The organism is Fibrella aquatica, from assembly GCF_041321135.1.
Taxonomy (GTDB): domain Bacteria; phylum Bacteroidota; class Bacteroidia; order Cytophagales; family Spirosomataceae; genus Fibrella; species Fibrella aquatica.
On sequence record NZ_JBGGWF010000001.1, the window covers coordinates 619,868 to 635,620 of the forward strand.

Sequence of the window (15,753 nt, forward strand, 5' to 3'; positions counted from 1 at the left end):
AGCAATGACAACTTTATCAGCTTTCAACAATTTCACCGATGGCTTGCCCATACAGGATCACCTGATGCCGGTGCTGTTCGTCGGACATGGCTCACCCATGAACGGTATCGAGGATACCGAATTCAGCCGCCGCTGGACCAAACTGGCGAGTGAGATTCCCGTTCCAACCGCTGTGCTGGTAGTTTCGGCCCACTGGTTCACGCGGGGCACACGCATTACGGCGATGGATTTCCCAAAAACAATTCACGATTTCGGGGGCTTCCCGCAGGCCCTGTTCGACGTGCAATACCCCGCGCCCGGTAAGCCTGCCCTGGCCCTGGAAACAACCCAACTCATTCATTCAGCGCAGGTTGAACTGGACCACGACTGGGGACTGGACCACGGCACCTGGACTATTGTGCGGCACATGTACCCCAAAGCCAATATCCCGGTGTTGCAGCTCAGCATCGACTACACCAAAGGACCGCAGTACCACTATGACCTGGCCCGCGAACTCGCTGCGCTGCGGAAAAAGGGCGTGCTCATCATAGGAAGCGGCAACATGGTGCACAACCTGCGGATGGTCGCCTGGGATCGCCTGAACGACCCCTCCTTCGGCTATGATTGGGCCGTAGGAATGAACGATACGTTCAAATCGCTGATTGAATCGGGGGATCACAAGCCACTGATCAACTACAGCACGCTGGGTAAAGAAGCCATGCTGGCTATCCCTACGCCAGAACACTACCTGCCGCTGATGTATACACTGGGTTTGCAAACTCCGAAAGACAAGGTGTCCTTTTTCAACGACAAGGCCGTGGGTGGTTCACTGACCATGACCTCGGTCAAACTGGCGGCATGAGCACCGCCGGACTGATTAGCTGGCTGCTCATCAGCTGGATTAGCTTTTACGATCGCCAACCAACGCCATTGAACAACGTACCTATGCAGATAACCCCAACCGCGCAGCCGGTATTGACCTATCTGGTGCGCGAACCCCGCGTGGCCACAACAACCCGGAAAGCGATCATTCTGCTGCACGGCGTGGGCAGTAACGAAACTGATTTATTCGGTCTGGCCGATCAACTACCTACCGACCTGTACGTGATTGCAGCCCGTGGTCCGTACACACTAGGACCGGGCCGCTACGCCTGGTATAACGTCGATTTTTCGTCGGGCAGGCCCGTTTACGATGCCGGACAGGAAGTCATAAGCCGGGAACATATCGGGCAGTTCATTGCCGACATGAAGCAGCTCTACAAACTTGATACGATCTATCTGGGTGGATTTAGCCAGGGAGCCATCATGAGTTATAGCGTTGGACTGACCCATCCTGGTTCGGTTCAGGGGATTGTGGCACTCAGTGGCCGGCTACTCGAAGAAATCAAACCGGCGGTGACCGAGCGGACTGCGCTGGCAAACCTACCTGTATTTATCGCTCACGGCATACAAGATAATACGCTGCCCATCGATTATGGCCGGTCTGCCAAACGCTACCTCGACGCGTTACACGTACCTGTTAGCTACCATGAGTACGCAATGGGGCATAGCATCAACGAAGTCGTACTGCGGGATCTGAATACCTGGTTTGTGGAACATTGATGAATTTGTCTATCGACAATATGGCTCAAGGCTATGCAGTGAATTCGGAGCCGGTAACCTACCGCAGAAAATTCCGGTTTTCGTGCCAACTTTACAACTGTCAGGACTGGCGCTGCCCTTTTCCAGCTACCCTATGAAAGCCGCCGTTATCTATAGCCCCGGTTCGGCCGAGGAGTTATTGCTTGAAGAACGCGCTATACCTGTTCCTGCCGACGGGCAAGTGCTGGTACGAGTGAAAGCGTTTGGCCTGAACCGGTCGGAGCTGATGACCCGCAAGGGCTACTCACCTACTGTCCAGTTTCCGCGTGTGCTGGGTATCGAGTGCGTGGGTGAAGTAGAAAACGACCCCTCTGGCCAGTATACCAAAGGCCAGCCCGTTCTGGCGATGATGGGTGGCATGGGCCGGGACTACGACGGTAGTTACGCCAACTACACGGTGTTGCCGAAACACCTGCTGCATCCATTTGAGAGCCATCTGCCCTGGGACGTGCTGGGAGCCATTCCCGAAATGTTCCAAACGGCTTACGGCTCGCTCTATCCGGCCCTGGGTTGTCAACCCGGCGAAACGCTGCTCATTCGCGGAGGTACATCGTCGGTGGGAATGCTGGCAATTCAACTAGCCAGTCTGGCCGGTTTAACTGTGCTGGCTACAACCCGCAACGATCAGAAAGAAAGCACCTTACGGGCGTATGGAGCCGCGCACGTGCTCATCGACGATAGTCACCTGACCGATAAAGTCCGGGCACTTTTTCCGGAAGGTATCGATAAGGTGCTGGAACTCGTAGGTACGTCTACCCTACACGATTCGCTGCGTTGCCTCAAGCCCGGCGGCACAGGCTGTATGAGTGGTATGCTGGCTGAAAGCTGGTCGATCCCCTCTTTCGCCCCGATGGAATTTATCCCCGCTACCGTTCGACTTACTACCTACGACAGCGGTCAGATCACCAGCCCGACAGTGGTGTTTCAGGACTTCATTCGCCAGGTCGAAGCGGGGCAGGTAAAACTAGCAGTGAGTCAGGTATTTCGGCTAGATCAGATCGTGGCAGCCCACCAGTTTATGGAGAGCAACCAGGGGGCCGGCAAGATCGTAGTAGTGCCCTGACCCCATCGAAATCAGTAAATACACCTATTTTTAGTCCATGAAATATATCTTATCTACGCTCACTATCAGTTTATTACTTGGCACAACGAGTTTGACCGCTCAGACCATCAAGCTGACGAAAGACAGGCTTCTGCCCAATATGGTATCCATGTCGTTTGAGCGGGTAATGGGTAAAGAAGCCCTGCGGGTCGTGAAGGATTCGACGATACAAAAGGTAGACGAGCCCACGTTTGTACGGCTCAGCGGTGTCGACTTCACCAACGGCACCATTGAAGTGAAGGTGCTGAGTCGCCTGTTGAAGAATGCACCGGAAACGGCCCGTGGCTTTATCGGGGTGGCGTTCAGGATCAACGAAGCCAATTCCAGTTTCGAGAATATTTATATCCGCCCCACCAACGGCCGGGCCGACGATCAGGTACGTCGTAACCACTCTATCCAGTACTTCTCCTACCCCGACTACAAATTTGATCGCCTGCGAAAAGAAGCGCCGGAGCGATACGAATCGTATGCCGATATGACCCTGAACGAATGGATTACGATGAAGATCGTGGTGAACGGGACGGAAGCGAAACTCTACCTGAACGACGCCAAACAACCCAACCTGCTTGTCAAGGACATGAAACATGGCGTAGGTCGGTCGGGCGGCATTGGCCTATGGGTTGAAGTAGGTACCGAAGGCTATTTCACCGATCTAAAAATCACCAAACAGTAAGATCCATTACCCAGGCCAAAGTGAATCGAACTGGCCTGAGTTTCCTGTCAGGCCAGTTAATTAACAGGAAGCCAACAAGTGATTTATAAAAGAGGTTGCATGTGCCAAAACAACATCCTGCGCTTCTTTATGGGGTGTATGGCCACTACCGGGAATGATGAGTTGGCTAGCCTGCCCTGACACTTGCCGGACAATGCCCTGCACCTGCTCAAGGCTACCATATTCGTCCTGCTCGCCCTGAATAACCAGAACGGGGCATTTGATCCGGGGCAGGAAGTGTTCAATGTTCCACAACTTGAAGTTGTCGGATAACCAGGTGTCTGCCCAGGCCCGGAACACGGCGTCTGTTTTGTCGCCGTGGTATTTTTGCAGACGCTCGTTCAGATTTGTCGTCCGGTAGGCTTCAACGGCGGTCTGGATACCGGCTAAGGTACTGCCCTCCACGAAGATGTGGGCTCCCTCGGTAATGACGCCCACTATGCAGGACGGGTATTTAGCGGCTGCCAGCAGGGCAATGGAACCACCGTCGCTATGGCCAAACAGGATGGCCTGTTTGATGCCGCACTGCTTGATTAACTCGTTTAGTACATCAGCCTCTTTTTCGAGGTAATCAAGCCTCCGTTCGTGGTCGGCAAACGGACTGGATTTCCCGTAGCCCTGCCGGTCATATACCAGCACGTTGCAGTTGGTAGCCTGGCCTAGTTTCGTAGGAAAGTCGCGCCATAACGCAATGCAGCCCAATGAATCATGTAAGAAAATCAGGGTTGGCTGATCGTTCCCAATAGGGCTCTGGCTGATTCGAAGCGTTGCCCCATTAATGATCGTATCGTGCTGCATGGTTGATCGTGAAACTACTTTACTGCGCTGGGCGTCAAAAACGGTTCAACACTGGCCCAGGCCGCCGGAAAATTCTCTAAAAAACAGCCGTGCCCGGTGTTCGGAATAATACAGATTTGATGCTTCGGGATAAACCGACCGGCACTGACAACACGTTCAACCGGATTCCCCTCATCGCCATCACCAGCCATAACCAAAACAGGGCATTTGATCGTACTCAATAAATCCTTACTGATGGTGACGTTATTGTAACAGTTTGCAACCTGGGCGAACATGTCCTCCAGTCGGTTGGGCTCGGGCATGAGTTTCAATTGCTGGTCCCAAAAAGGTTTATCCATGGTCATCGCCTGCTTCGCCGTGAATTTGAATTCTCTCAATCCCGGACGTATCTCCCCGGCTCCCATCACGATCATTTTCTTTACCCGATTGGGGTACATCGCGGCTAGTTTATAGGCCGAATACCCGCCATCGCTGAAGCCAATGACCATCACGCTATCGCGGGTGACGGCGTTGATGACCGCCATCGCATCAGTAGCCCGTTGTTCCAGGGTCAGTGGCTGGTTGCCAATTTCCGACTTTCCATGTCCACGGGTAGAGATGGCGATGACCTGGAAGTTGGCCTTCAACTTGTCGATGAAGTCGGTCATTTCGACGGTAGATCCAAACAGGCCGCCATGAAGCAGCACAATCGGTTGCCCTTTTCCGTAGACTTCGTAATAGATTTTGGCATCGTTCGCCTGCACGTAATGACCTGCCTTCGGATTATTTCCGTAGGGCACTTTATAGACCACATTCGCTGGCTGAAACGCTCTCCGCAACGGCTGTTGCGCCTGTATCGTGACACTCATCAGTAAGAGTGAGAGCGTTATGAGAAGTTTTGACGACATGTTGATTGGTAGGTACGTGAAAAACGGTGGTTAATTATTCGTAGTCGTAAAATCCTTTTCCGACTTTTTTGCCCCACTCCCCTTTGGTGAATTTTTCAACCACCGTTGGCGAAGGCCGGTCGGCGGGGTCGCCACTCTCGCGGTACTTCTCCATGCCCACGTGGTAAGCAAGGTCCACACCGGTAAGGTCCAGGAGTTTAAACGGGCCCATGGGGTATCCCAAGCCATTCATGACGGCCGTGTCAATATCCTCGTGGGAAGCTACGCCCATGTCGAGGAGCTTGAGGGCTTCCTGCCGGGTAGCCTGCAAAAAGCGATTGACCAGAAACCCATAGATTTCTTTATGCAGCAAAACGGGCGTTTTCCCCATTTTTTTGGCCGCATTCATCACCAGCTTAACCGTCTCGTCTGACACATGCGGGCCTTTTACGACCTCAACCAGTTTCATCACCAAAGCCGGATTGAAAAAGTGCATGTTACACACGCGGTCGGGGCGGGTCGTGGCATCGGCAATCTTTGAGCTGACAATGTATGAACTGTTGGTCGCCAGAATCGTGTGCGCCGGGCAGAGTCTGTCCAGTTGGGCAAACAGCTTGCGTTTGATGTCGAGCTTCTCAATGATGGCCTCAATGACCAAATCGGCTTCGGCTACAGCTTCTTCTATAGCGGGCACAAAGGCCAGCGAGGCACGTGCCTGATCGGCGGCCTCCTGGGTTAGTTTCCCTTTCGTCACTCGTTCGGTCAGGTACGTGTCGGCGAACGAAATGGCTTTCTCCAGAATGGCTGAATTGGTATCGGTGCACGTTACCCGGAAACCAGTCAGGGCGGCACACATGGCAATCTGGTGGCCCATGTTGCCCGCGCCAATCACCGCAATTTTATTGATTTCCATACGCTTTGTTTAGCTTATTGGATTGAACTTCTCCGGTATACACTGACGGGATAAATCAATTTATTTTTGACAGGATTAACATGATTTACAAGATTTCTTTTGCTTTAACGATTCAAGTAAGCGCAGAGGAAAAATCCTGTAAATCATGTTAATCCTGTCAAAAAACCTTTACACAACAGGTGTAACCGGTTCCGGCGTGGCTTCCTCTTTTAGCGGTTGATTCCGCCACCAGTTGGCCAGCAATGATCCCGAAATGGTCATCCACGGCACTGAAATGGCCGACGCTAAGCCGACGGTGGCCACTTTGCCCATTTGTAGGGCGATGCCCGAAGCCAGTCCGCCGTTTTGCATGCCCACCTCCAGCGAAATGGTGCGGCAGGTTCGCTCATCGAGTCCCAGCAGGCGGCCGCTCCAATAGCCCAGCAGGTAGCCGGTTGAGTGGTGAATGACCGACGCGACAAAGAGCAGTGGCCCGATGTTCAGCAGGGCATCGCGGCCGGAGGAAACAATCACGATCAGCATCATTAGCACGCCAATCATGGAGATAATGGGCATAACCGTTTGCAGCCATTTCACCCCGCTGCGAATAATCCGGTTAATGATCAGGCCCAGCACAATGGGAATAATGATGATCTCGACCACGTGCAGCATCATGGCCACAAAGTCGATCTGCACAAATTGCCCCGCCAGCAGTTTCATCAGAAACGGCGTCATAACGGGGGCTACCAGGGTCGATATAGTCGCGATGGTCACCGACAAGGGCATGTTTGCTTTGGCAATAAAGGCCAGCACGTTGGACGTTACTCCGCTGGGCACCGACCCAATCAGGATGATACCGGCCGCTATTTCGGGCTCAAAGCCAAACCCTTTGGCCAGCGAGTACCCGACCAGCGGCATAATGGTGAAGTGACTCACCAGCCCAATAACCACCGCCTTGGGCATTTTGACAACGCCTTCAAAGTCCTTCAAACTCATTTCGGTACCCATCGTGAACATAATGAGTTGAATGAGTGGCACGATTAAACTGGTGAACTTGAAATCACCGATTCGCTGGAAATACTGCGGGTAAAACATGCCCACGGCGACCGCAGCAAATACCCAGATGGTGAAAGACAGTTGCCGGATGGCCGGAATACCGCGCCCACCAATGGCCAAACAAACCAGCGCGCCAATGACGAACGGGCCCATAGCGGTCAGGATATCCCCAAAAAGCAGCACCCCTATGGCTAAAAGCCCCAACAAAGCTGAACTCCAACGTAAGAGGGTATATAGGTTTTGCATGGTTGGTTAAGGGCTAAACTCTGTTGCCCGTATTTCCCAGCGCAATCCGGTTGCTGAGAGTGGCCACACGTTGACGGAGCTTTTCTTCGACCTCAGCCAGTGATGCCTGCTGCTCGCCGTCAATACGGGCCAGCATCGGGATGGTGATGGCCGCCATGGCATTCCGGTTTATATCGAGAATGGGAAACGAAATCGCGTGGAGGCCGGCGTACTGGTTGCTTTGGATGGACGCAAAGCCTTTGGCCTTCACCTCTGTCAACGTGCTGCGAAACCGGGCGACTTCATCTTCCGGTTTGTCAGGCAGACTTTCACGTATCATCAAATCCATGATCACCGGCTCCTGAAACGCCAGCAGCACCAGCCCGGAGGCCGACGGAGCAACGGCAATTTCGGAGCCCACCCGGGTCATGAAACCAAGGCCATCGGGCGGTTGAATCGAGGCTATAACCGTCTGAACGCCTTTGCTGTAAACGCGCAGATCGCAGGGAAACGATATCTCCCGCGACAATTCTTCCATCACCGGAAGGGCCTCTGTCAGCAACCGATAGGTAGGCGGATGGAAATGCGACAGCTGAAACAGCTTGGCTGTAATGGTGTACGTATTGCCGTAGTTGGCCACGTAATCCCGGCGCACCAGGCAGGTAAGCATCCGGTAAATCTCGCCTAGATTTCGCCCTAGTTTAGACGCAATTTCCTGTTGCGTCAGGCCATTCTCGCTTTGGCAAAGAGCCTCCAGAATATCGAGTCCCTTCTCCAGCGCCGGGGCCGAATACCCATTATTCTTGTCGGCTACGTCGTCGGTTCCGTTCGCTTTCATGGGTTATAGGCCCGTTTGGTGCACCTCGATGATGTGGCCGTCCGGATCATGGAAGAAGATCTGGTACCAGCCCGCCAGCGCCCATTTACCGTAGTCGGCATAGGGTATCCCTTTCTCTTCAAGCCGCTTTTTGAACCCTTCGATATCGTCGGTGCGGAAGCAGAAATGCCCCCGTTCGAGTGGATTGATGAACTGCTTCATCTGAAACCCGAGGTTGACATCCTTGCGCGTGATGTGAAACTCGACGTTTCCATCGGTCAAAAAATCAACCACACCATCGAACCGCTCGGCGGTATCCTCGCCAACGAGACTGTGTTCAGCATCGGTGATGCGGCTAAGACCTAACACGGACTGATAAAACTCCGAGATTCTTGGCACGTCCTCCGTGCACAGATTCATGTGGTGATAATTGAATGTCATGAGAACTATGATTTACCCAAAAGAAACATCGTTTTGCAAATATGAAATTTAATTTTCAAATATAAAAACACAGTTGTAGTTTTGGGGGAAGATTTATAAGAGAAGCCATCTTCTGCTCACTAATAGACAATGCACGAGTCAGCGATAGAACAGCCGGTACGGGTAAACGAAGGATGCAGTCTGACCATGGTAAGGCGGGTAGCCGCCATGCTGGACCTGGATTCAGATACGTTCGCGGAGGGCGATGTTTTACCACGGGGCTGGCACTTTTTCATGCTGGCAGGCGAAACCCGGAAATCGGCACTACGGCCGGATGGCTTCCCCGGTCTGGGTGTTCCCCTTCCCGACCTTGGCTTACCCCGCCTGCTACTGGGCGGTAGAACCGTCTCGTACAGGGGCGATCTTGAGATTGGTTCGGTGGTGGAGCGGACGAGTTTCGTGAAGAAAATCACTGAAAAGACAACCCCCTCAGGCCCAATGGCCATCGTGACGATCCAGCATGAACTGCGCCCGGTTTCGGCTGCGTCGCCCGTGCTTGTTGAGACCCAGACGTATATTTTGCTGAGCGGAAAAACCGGTTCAGCGAAAGCAGAAACAACACCGGCGGCACCGATTCAGGCCGAGTATCAGAAGCTGTTTGTGCCCGACGAAACCCTACTATTCCAATACTCGGCACTAGGGTTCAACTCGCATAAAATTCACCTCGACCGCGACTACGCCCGGATCGTAGAAGGTCTCCCGGATTTAGTCGTGAACGGCGGTCTGGCAACCCTACTACTAACCGAGTTCATCCGAACGGAATTAGGGCTTGCCCCAACCGAGATAACCGTAAAACACACTGCTCCGTTGTACTGCGGCCGTCCACTGACGCTGACAGCCGACCAAGGCGAAACAGGCTGGCAACTGACCATTTTCGATGATACGAACCGGGTTGCCATAACTATGGATTTGGGATTGGGGGTTTCGGATTTTGGATTTATTGCCGGGCCGCGTTCGGCTCACGCCAGTCCACCGGCGCGATAATACCCTTCTAGCGTCAGCCGAACGCCACCCGGCAATAAATCCAAAATCCGAAATTCTCATGTTTGAGCCATTGAAAGGAATCAATATTCTCGATTTGACCGCCGTTGTCGTCGGGCCCGTTGCCACCTGGCGACTGGGGCAATACGGCGCGAACATCATCAAGGTCGAAAACCCGTCGGGCGACCTGATGCGCGGGCTTGGTGGCCTATCGCCTACGGGTCAGCATGCGGGCGCGTACCTGCATCTCAACCGGGGCAAGCGAAACATTTGCCTCGACCTCAAAAAGTCCGGCGGCAAGGAAATCTGCGAACGACTGGTTGGCTGGGCCGACGTCATCGTGGCCAATATGCGCCCCGATGCCCTTGCCCGTTTGGGTCTGGATGCCGAGTCAATTCGGGCGACGTACCCGGATAAAATTTACTGTTTGATAACCGGTTACGGTACTGATGGCCCCTATGCCGGACTGCCCACCTATGACAGCGTATTGCAGGGTGCTTCCGGCATTGCGGGGCTGACGATGGCTCGCGATGGTAAGCCGGCCTATGTGCCCATGCTCATCTGCGACCATGTGGTCGGCGAAATTTCGGCGGGGGCGATAATGGCCGCTCTGATGCAGCGTCAGCGCACGGGGGAAGGGGCCAGCCTGGAGATTCCGATGTTCGAGACGATGGCGTCTTTCGTACTTCAGGAGCACTTGGCCCAGCAGAGTTTTGTCCCGCCGGTTGGTCCCCCGGGCGACCTTCGCCTGCTGAGTCCCCATAACCAGCCGGTGAAAACGAAGGACGGCTATATCTCGTTCACCATCAACACCGATGCGCAGGTACAGGCGTTTCTGCACGTAACGGGCAAACAGGCGTTGCTCAATGATGCGCGTTTCAGCACCGTAGCAAGCCGGGCCAGGTACGTTGCGGAGTGGTTCGAGGTGCGGGGGGCACCGCTCGAAAACAAGACGACCGACAAATGGCTTGCCCTCTTCCGGGAAGCCGACCTGCCTGCGATGCCCTGCCATACCCTTCAGACACTGTTGGAAGACCCACACCTGAAAGCCGTTGACCTATTGGGCGTGGAAGAGCACCCGACGGAAGGAAAAACAGCGGTTATCCGCTCTACCATTCAGGTCGATGGGCACTACCCGTCCGCTCGTTCCTCGGCCGTACCCCGTGGCTGGGATACCAAAGACCTACTCAATGAATTAGGATTTTCTCCGGCTGAACAGGAATCGTTACTCACCCAAAAAGCAGCGCACATCTGTGAAAAATAGCCCATCTGCCGAAGGTAAAAAATACAATCACCGGCTGTTAGAGAACAGGGTATGTGTCATTGTCGGTGCCGCGTCGCTGCGTAGCATCGGCTATGCCACCGCCGAGTTGTTTGCTGCGCATGGTGCCCGGCTGGTCATTCTGGATCTGGTCATGACTGATCAGATCGCGCAGGACGTGAAGGCCTCCATCGCTGAACAGATTGGCCATACGCCAGACGTACTTTGCGTGTCATGTGATATACGCAGTGCCGCCGACTGCGACAATGCCATCGAAAAGGCCGTATATACGTTTGGCACGATTGATTGTCTGGTGAATTGTGCCGGTATTGTCAAGTCGGAAGGGATGCTTTCCATAACCGACGACGCCTACACGACGATTATGGACGTGAACCTGAAAGGCACGTTCAACATCTGCAAAAGTGCCCTGAAACGCTTCACCGAACAGCAGAGCGGGGTTATCGTCAATCTGGCTTCTCTAGCAGCCCAGCGGGGAGGAGGGCTGGTTGGCGGGGCGCACTATGCTGCCTCAAAAGGGGGTGTGATTAGTTTGACCCGGTCAATCGCCCGGGAATTTGCGCCAATGGGTATCCGGGCCAATGTGATTTGCCCCGCAATGATCGAAACCAGCATGCTGGATGGACTCTCGGAAGATCAGCTAACAGCCGTCATTTCAACGATTCCTTTAAAACGAGTCGGTAAAACGGTCGAACTGGCTGGGACTTGCCTGTTTTTAGCATCTGACCTGTCGGGTTTCATCACCGGAGCCACGATTGATGTCAACGGCGGCATTCACATTCACTAGACCCACTTCATCCACTCATTCAAGCGATCAACCTATGGATGCCTATATCATTGATGCCATTCGCACGCCCATTGGCAGTTTTGGTGGAAGCTTGTCGACCGTCCGCGCCGACGATCTGGCGGCACTACCCATCCGCGAACTACTGAATCGAAATCCGGGCCTGTCGCCCGATGCCATTGATGACGTGATCTTGGGTTGCCACAATCAGGCGGGTGAAGATAATCGGAACGTGGCTCGTATGGCGCTGCTGCTGGCGGGGCTTCCCTACACGGTGCCTGGCGAAACGGTCAACCGGCTGTGTTCGTCGGGTATGTCGGCGGTGGTGCACGCCAACCGCGCTATCCGGGCAGGCGACGGCGAGGTGTTCATTGCCGGGGGTATGGAACACATGACGCGCGGCCCCTGGGTGCTATCGAAAAGTGCAAAACCATTCGGCAACGACGCGCAACTGTTCGATTCGAGTTTCGGCTGGCGGTTTATCAACCCCAGCATGCGCGATCTCTACGGCGTCGATGCAATGGGCGTAACGGCCGAAAATCTGGCGGAGCTGTATTCCATTAGCCGCGACGATCAGGATTTATTTGCCTATCGGTCGCAGCAGAAAGCCACGCAGGCGCAGCAGTCAGGGCGACTGGCCGAAGAAATGATGCCCGTCGACATCCCCGCTAAAAAGGGAGCACCCGTGCGTTTCCAGACCGATGAGTTTGTCAAACCAGGAACGTCTCTCGATGTACTGGCCAAGTTGAAACCGGCCTTCAAAAAAGACGGCACCGTTACGGCGGGCAATGCCGCCGGGCTGAACGATGGCGCGATTGCCATGCTGGTCACAACGGAAGCGGCTGCCTTACGCTACGAACTGGCCCCAAAAGCCCGAATCGTGGCCTCGGCGGTGGTTGGCGTTGAGCCGCGCATCATGGGCATTGGCCCCGTACCGGCTAGTCAGAAAGCCCTGCAAAAGGCAGGATTGACTCTCGATGATATCGACGTCATCGAACTAAACGAAGCCTTTGCGGCTCAGTCGCTGGCCTGCATCCGGCAGTTGGGCTTATCCGACAACGATCCCCGCATTAATCCGAACGGCGGTGCTATTGCGCTAGGCCATCCGCTGGGTATGTCGGGTACGCGCCTACTTCAAACGGCTATGCTGGAACTGGCTCATCAGCAAAAACGATACGCGCTGGCTACGATGTGTATAGGCGTCGGGATGGGTTACGCCGTTGTGATCGAGCGGGTGTAAGCAACTTCTCTCCGAACACGTATGCCTAAGTTGGTGTTGTTTTCGGTATGACAACGTACCCAGCCTACACCGATATTTCGCTGACCGATCTGGAAGCGCTGCGTGAGCAGCCTAACGCTGTGGTGGTAGATGTGCGCGATGACTGGGAGTTCGAAGAGTTTAACCTGGGGGGGCTGAACATTCCCCTGGCCGATATACGTACCCGCCGCGCCGAACTGCTACCGCACAACCCGATTATCGTCATATGCACGAACGGCGTTCGTAGTCGGGTAGCCGCCAAAGACCTCCTTCGTCAGTCCGAGTTCGCCAAAAAGACGATCTACCACCTGCATGGGGGAATAGTGGAAAGCGAGTGAAACCGTTTGTGGTTTGTCGTTTGATGTTTGTGGTTGCGCTGCTAATCAGCGGGTTGGCAAATCAGCGGAGCAACCACAAACATCAAACGACAAACCACAAACGGTTTTTCTACGTAACGATCGCAAAGTTGCTTTTGGCGGCTTGTTTTTCTTCGTGGGGGAGGTAATACTGCATTAGCTCGTGCACATTCAACCGGATCATTTGGGCGATCTGGTTCAGGGGTAAGTTGTTGTGCTCTTTACCGAATGGGTTCTGAATTTCTTCACCAATGATCTCAATGCCGACCAGAATGTATGACACAGCCAAAACTGCCGGAATGGTCAGGTAGCCGTATTCGTCGATGATCAAGAAGGGCAGCACGAAGATGTACATCAGGATAAACACCTTGATAAAAAAGCTGTACGAAAACGGGATCGGGGTGCTTTTGATCCGTTCGCATATGCCCGATACATCCAAAAAAACGAGCAACATGGTGTTCAGGTTAATCAGGTGGGCATCAGTAAAAATCCCCTCGCGGTACAGGCGTTCGGTGCGTAACTGCAACTGGGCTACCACGCCATTAGGTACGTGATCATAGTGAGTCAGCTCGCTCAATTCGTCTGTTCCCGCGGCTTCCAATCCATCTGCTTTCTCGTCGTTACGCAGGTGGTTTTCCAGCGAAAACGCAAAGTTGGCGATCATCTTCGTGTAAAAGAGCCGATCGTCGGTACGGTCGGAGGGAAGCACGGCGTTTAGGTAGGCGGCTAAGTTCCGGCTGTTATTGACAAGGGTGCCCCAGGCGCGCCGGCCTTCATAGAACCGGTCGTAGGCCGTGTTGGTCCTGAACAGTAACAGCAAACTAAGCAGAATGCCCATCGTCGACAGAAATTCGGTAGGCGTATCTTTCAACTTAAGATCGACCATCCATAATTCAAGGAAGGTGACGCCTATTACATAAAGTCCTATCCAGAGCAACCGTCTGTAAAGTGAAAAGGCAGTCGGGCTTCGGTGAAAATGCCAGATAGCCGGAAACCAGTCATTTTTGGTGTATGTAATCATTTATAGTTTGTAGTTTACTGTTTACAGGCTTCTGTTGCGCTGCTATAGCACAATACGTTCCTAGGCCAAGCAACAGAAGCCTGTAAACAGTAAACTGCAAACTACTTAAAGGGTTATGTTTCCCCCAAACACCCGCTGTGCCGGGCCAATCAGATAGATGTCTGTAAACGAGCCATCTTCCTGAGCCGTAAAAGCTACTTTGAGGTTACCGCCTAGTGTTCGTATTGATATGGGACTGAGCAGGTTTTGCTGTTGGTGGGCCACCAGAGCCGCCGCGGTCACACCTGTACCACACGAATAGGTTTCGTCTTCAACTCCCCGTTCGTAGGTACGTACAAAGAGACTGTTGCCTTTCACCAGTTCGGTGAAATTAACGTTGGTGCCGCCCGGCGCAAACGCCGCATCGTGCCGTAAGGTATAGCCCTCAGCAGCTACATCGTAAGTAGCCAGGCCGCTGATGAATTTAACTACGTGTGGTGAACCGGTATTCAAAAAACTGTATGCTGGTTGAGGTACCGATTCGTCGGCCTGACCGGCAGGGGCGAGGCTGGGTACGTCGCTCATTTTCAGCCGCACTTCCTCACCGTCTACTTCGGCCAGATGCTCACCATCGACAGCCAGAAAACGGGTATGTGTTTTGAAAATACCCAGATCATGCGCGAACCGAACGATGCACCGGCCTCCGTTACCACACATGCTGCCCTCAGCGCCATCGGCATTGAAGTAGACCATCCTGAAATCATAGTCGTTATGATCCTGGAGCAGGATAAGGCCATCGGCACCAATGCCAAAGCGACGGTGACACAGTTGAGCCACCAACGATTGGTTGTGTGTAGGAAACGTATTATTCCGGTCATCGATCAGGATGAAATCGTTGCCGGTTCCCTGGTATTTGGAGAAAAGCATGGGGAAAGAAGTTCAAAACGGTCCGCCGCTGCGGTCTAAAGTCCAAGAGTTCAAAGTTGCGTTGCCTGAGTACCATCACACAGCCAGGCAGCGCGACTTTGAACTCTTGGACTTTAGACCGCAGCGGCGGACCGTTTTGAACTAGTTTTCTCTGCATAAACAGAAAGGGCTACCCATGCATGAGCAGCCCTTTCTGTTTATGCAGAGAAAAATCTATGCAGCAGCTACTGGAGCTGGTTTGCGGATAATCCGCTCTTTTACGCGTGCAGCTTTGCCCTGACGACCACGGAGGTAGAACAAACGGGCGCGGCGTACTTTGCCCAGACGGACTACATCAATTTTATCAACGTTTGGCGACAGCAGGGGGAAGATACGCTCAACACCTACACCATTTGAAATCTTGCGAACCGTGAAGGTTTCGCCGTTGGTGTTTGGGTTGCGACGCTGAATAACCGTACCGGTGAAAACCTGGATACGCTCTTTGCTACCTTCGCGAATCTTAACGTGTACGTTTACCGTGTCGCCGGCGCGAAACACGGGGAGGTCCGAACGCCGTTGGGCGTTGTCGGCTTCCACTAATTTAATCAGCTCACTCATGAC

The 15,753-nt window shown here is 53.6% G+C and carries 18 protein-coding genes; 9 read left to right on the plus strand and 9 right to left on the minus strand.

The annotated features are described in order from the left end of the window. Positions 1-4: 4 nt before the first annotated feature. From ygiD to ACAW87_RS02235, 4 genes are all read left to right on the plus strand, one after another. Positions 5-841, plus strand: a complete 837-nt coding sequence (gene ygiD / locus ACAW87_RS02220; RefSeq protein ID WP_370721857.1) for a 4,5-DOPA-extradiol-dioxygenase — start codon at positions 5-7, stop codon at positions 839-841. Beyond that, a complete protein-coding gene (locus tag ACAW87_RS02225) occupies positions 838-1,581 on the plus strand; it encodes an alpha/beta hydrolase (RefSeq protein ID WP_370721513.1) in 744 nt (247 codons plus the stop codon). Before ygiD ends, ACAW87_RS02225 begins: the two co-directional genes overlap by 4 nt. A gap of 133 nt (positions 1,582-1,714) precedes the next feature. After that, entirely contained in the window at positions 1,715-2,683 is a 969-nt protein-coding gene (locus tag ACAW87_RS02230) for a zinc-binding alcohol dehydrogenase family protein (protein WP_370721514.1), read from the plus strand. 37 nt (positions 2,684-2,720) lie between these two features. Next, positions 2,721-3,395 carry a hypothetical protein gene (locus tag ACAW87_RS02235; protein ID WP_370721515.1) on the plus strand — a complete coding sequence of 225 codons (675 nt, stop codon included), beginning with the start codon at positions 2,721-2,723 and terminating at the stop codon, positions 3,393-3,395. A gap of 60 nt (positions 3,396-3,455) precedes the next feature. On the opposite strand, the gene ACAW87_RS02240 is transcribed toward ACAW87_RS02235, so the two are convergent. From ACAW87_RS02240 to ACAW87_RS02265, 6 genes are all read right to left on the minus strand, one after another. After that, complete coding sequence (locus ACAW87_RS02240) at positions 3,456-4,232, minus strand: alpha/beta fold hydrolase (RefSeq protein ID WP_370721516.1); 777 nt, start codon at positions 4,230-4,232, stop codon at positions 3,456-3,458. Positions 4,233-4,246: 14 nt separating this feature from the next. After that, entirely contained in the window at positions 4,247-5,080 is an 834-nt protein-coding gene (locus tag ACAW87_RS02245) for an alpha/beta fold hydrolase (protein ID WP_370721517.1), read from the minus strand. Positions 5,081-5,153: 73 nt separating this feature from the next. Beyond that, a complete protein-coding gene (locus tag ACAW87_RS02250) occupies positions 5,154-6,011 on the minus strand; it encodes a 3-hydroxyacyl-CoA dehydrogenase family protein (RefSeq protein WP_370721518.1) in 858 nt (285 codons plus the stop codon). Between the two features lie 168 nt (positions 6,012-6,179). Then, positions 6,180-7,292, minus strand: coding sequence for a bile acid:sodium symporter family protein (locus ACAW87_RS02255; RefSeq protein ID WP_370721519.1), 1,113 nt, complete (start codon positions 7,290-7,292; stop codon positions 6,180-6,182). Positions 7,293-7,305: 13 nt separating this feature from the next. Continuing rightward, on the minus strand, positions 7,306-8,109 hold the full coding sequence (locus ACAW87_RS02260) for an IclR family transcriptional regulator (RefSeq protein ID WP_370721520.1): 804 nt from the start codon (positions 8,107-8,109) through the stop codon (positions 7,306-7,308). A gap of 3 nt (positions 8,110-8,112) precedes the next feature. After that, positions 8,113-8,529, minus strand: coding sequence for a VOC family protein (locus ACAW87_RS02265; RefSeq protein ID WP_370721521.1), 417 nt, complete (start codon positions 8,527-8,529; stop codon positions 8,113-8,115). A gap of 129 nt (positions 8,530-8,658) precedes the next feature. On the opposite strand from ACAW87_RS02265, the gene ACAW87_RS02270 reads away from it, so the two are divergent. From ACAW87_RS02270 to ACAW87_RS02290, 5 genes are read left to right on the plus strand one after another with little or no spacing between them, the layout of a single operon-like run. Next, positions 8,659-9,552, plus strand: a complete 894-nt coding sequence (locus tag ACAW87_RS02270; protein ID WP_370721522.1) for an HTD2 family dehydratase — start codon at positions 8,659-8,661, stop codon at positions 9,550-9,552. Positions 9,553-9,610: 58 nt separating this feature from the next. Then, positions 9,611-10,813, plus strand: coding sequence for a CaiB/BaiF CoA transferase family protein (locus ACAW87_RS02275; protein WP_370721523.1), 1,203 nt, complete (start codon positions 9,611-9,613; stop codon positions 10,811-10,813). Beyond that, entirely contained in the window at positions 10,803-11,615 is an 813-nt protein-coding gene (locus ACAW87_RS02280) for an SDR family NAD(P)-dependent oxidoreductase (protein ID WP_370721524.1), read from the plus strand. The genes ACAW87_RS02275 and ACAW87_RS02280 overlap by 11 nt, the downstream gene beginning before the upstream one ends. 34 nt (positions 11,616-11,649) lie before the next feature. Next, complete coding sequence (gene pcaF / locus ACAW87_RS02285; protein WP_370721525.1) at positions 11,650-12,852, plus strand: 3-oxoadipyl-CoA thiolase; 1,203 nt, start codon at positions 11,650-11,652, stop codon at positions 12,850-12,852. A 47-nt stretch (positions 12,853-12,899) separates the two neighbouring features. Next, complete coding sequence (locus ACAW87_RS02290) at positions 12,900-13,208, plus strand: rhodanese-like domain-containing protein (protein WP_370721526.1); 309 nt, start codon at positions 12,900-12,902, stop codon at positions 13,206-13,208. 109 nt (positions 13,209-13,317) lie between these two features. Here ACAW87_RS02290 and ACAW87_RS02295 read toward each other — a convergent pair whose 3' ends face one another. The 3 genes from ACAW87_RS02295 to rplS all read right to left on the minus strand — a co-directional run bounded on the left by ACAW87_RS02295 (position 13,318) and on the right by rplS (position 15,750). After that, positions 13,318-14,247 carry a bestrophin family protein gene (locus ACAW87_RS02295; protein ID WP_370721527.1) on the minus strand — a complete coding sequence of 310 codons (930 nt, stop codon included), beginning with the start codon at positions 14,245-14,247 and terminating at the stop codon, positions 13,318-13,320. A gap of 105 nt (positions 14,248-14,352) precedes the next feature. Continuing rightward, positions 14,353-15,153, minus strand: coding sequence for a diaminopimelate epimerase (gene dapF, locus ACAW87_RS02300; RefSeq protein ID WP_370721528.1), 801 nt, complete (start codon positions 15,151-15,153; stop codon positions 14,353-14,355). Positions 15,154-15,366: 213 nt separating this feature from the next. Then, entirely contained in the window at positions 15,367-15,750 is a 384-nt protein-coding gene (rplS, locus tag ACAW87_RS02305) for a 50S ribosomal protein L19 (protein WP_370721529.1), read from the minus strand. Positions 15,751-15,753: the final 3 nt, after the last annotated feature.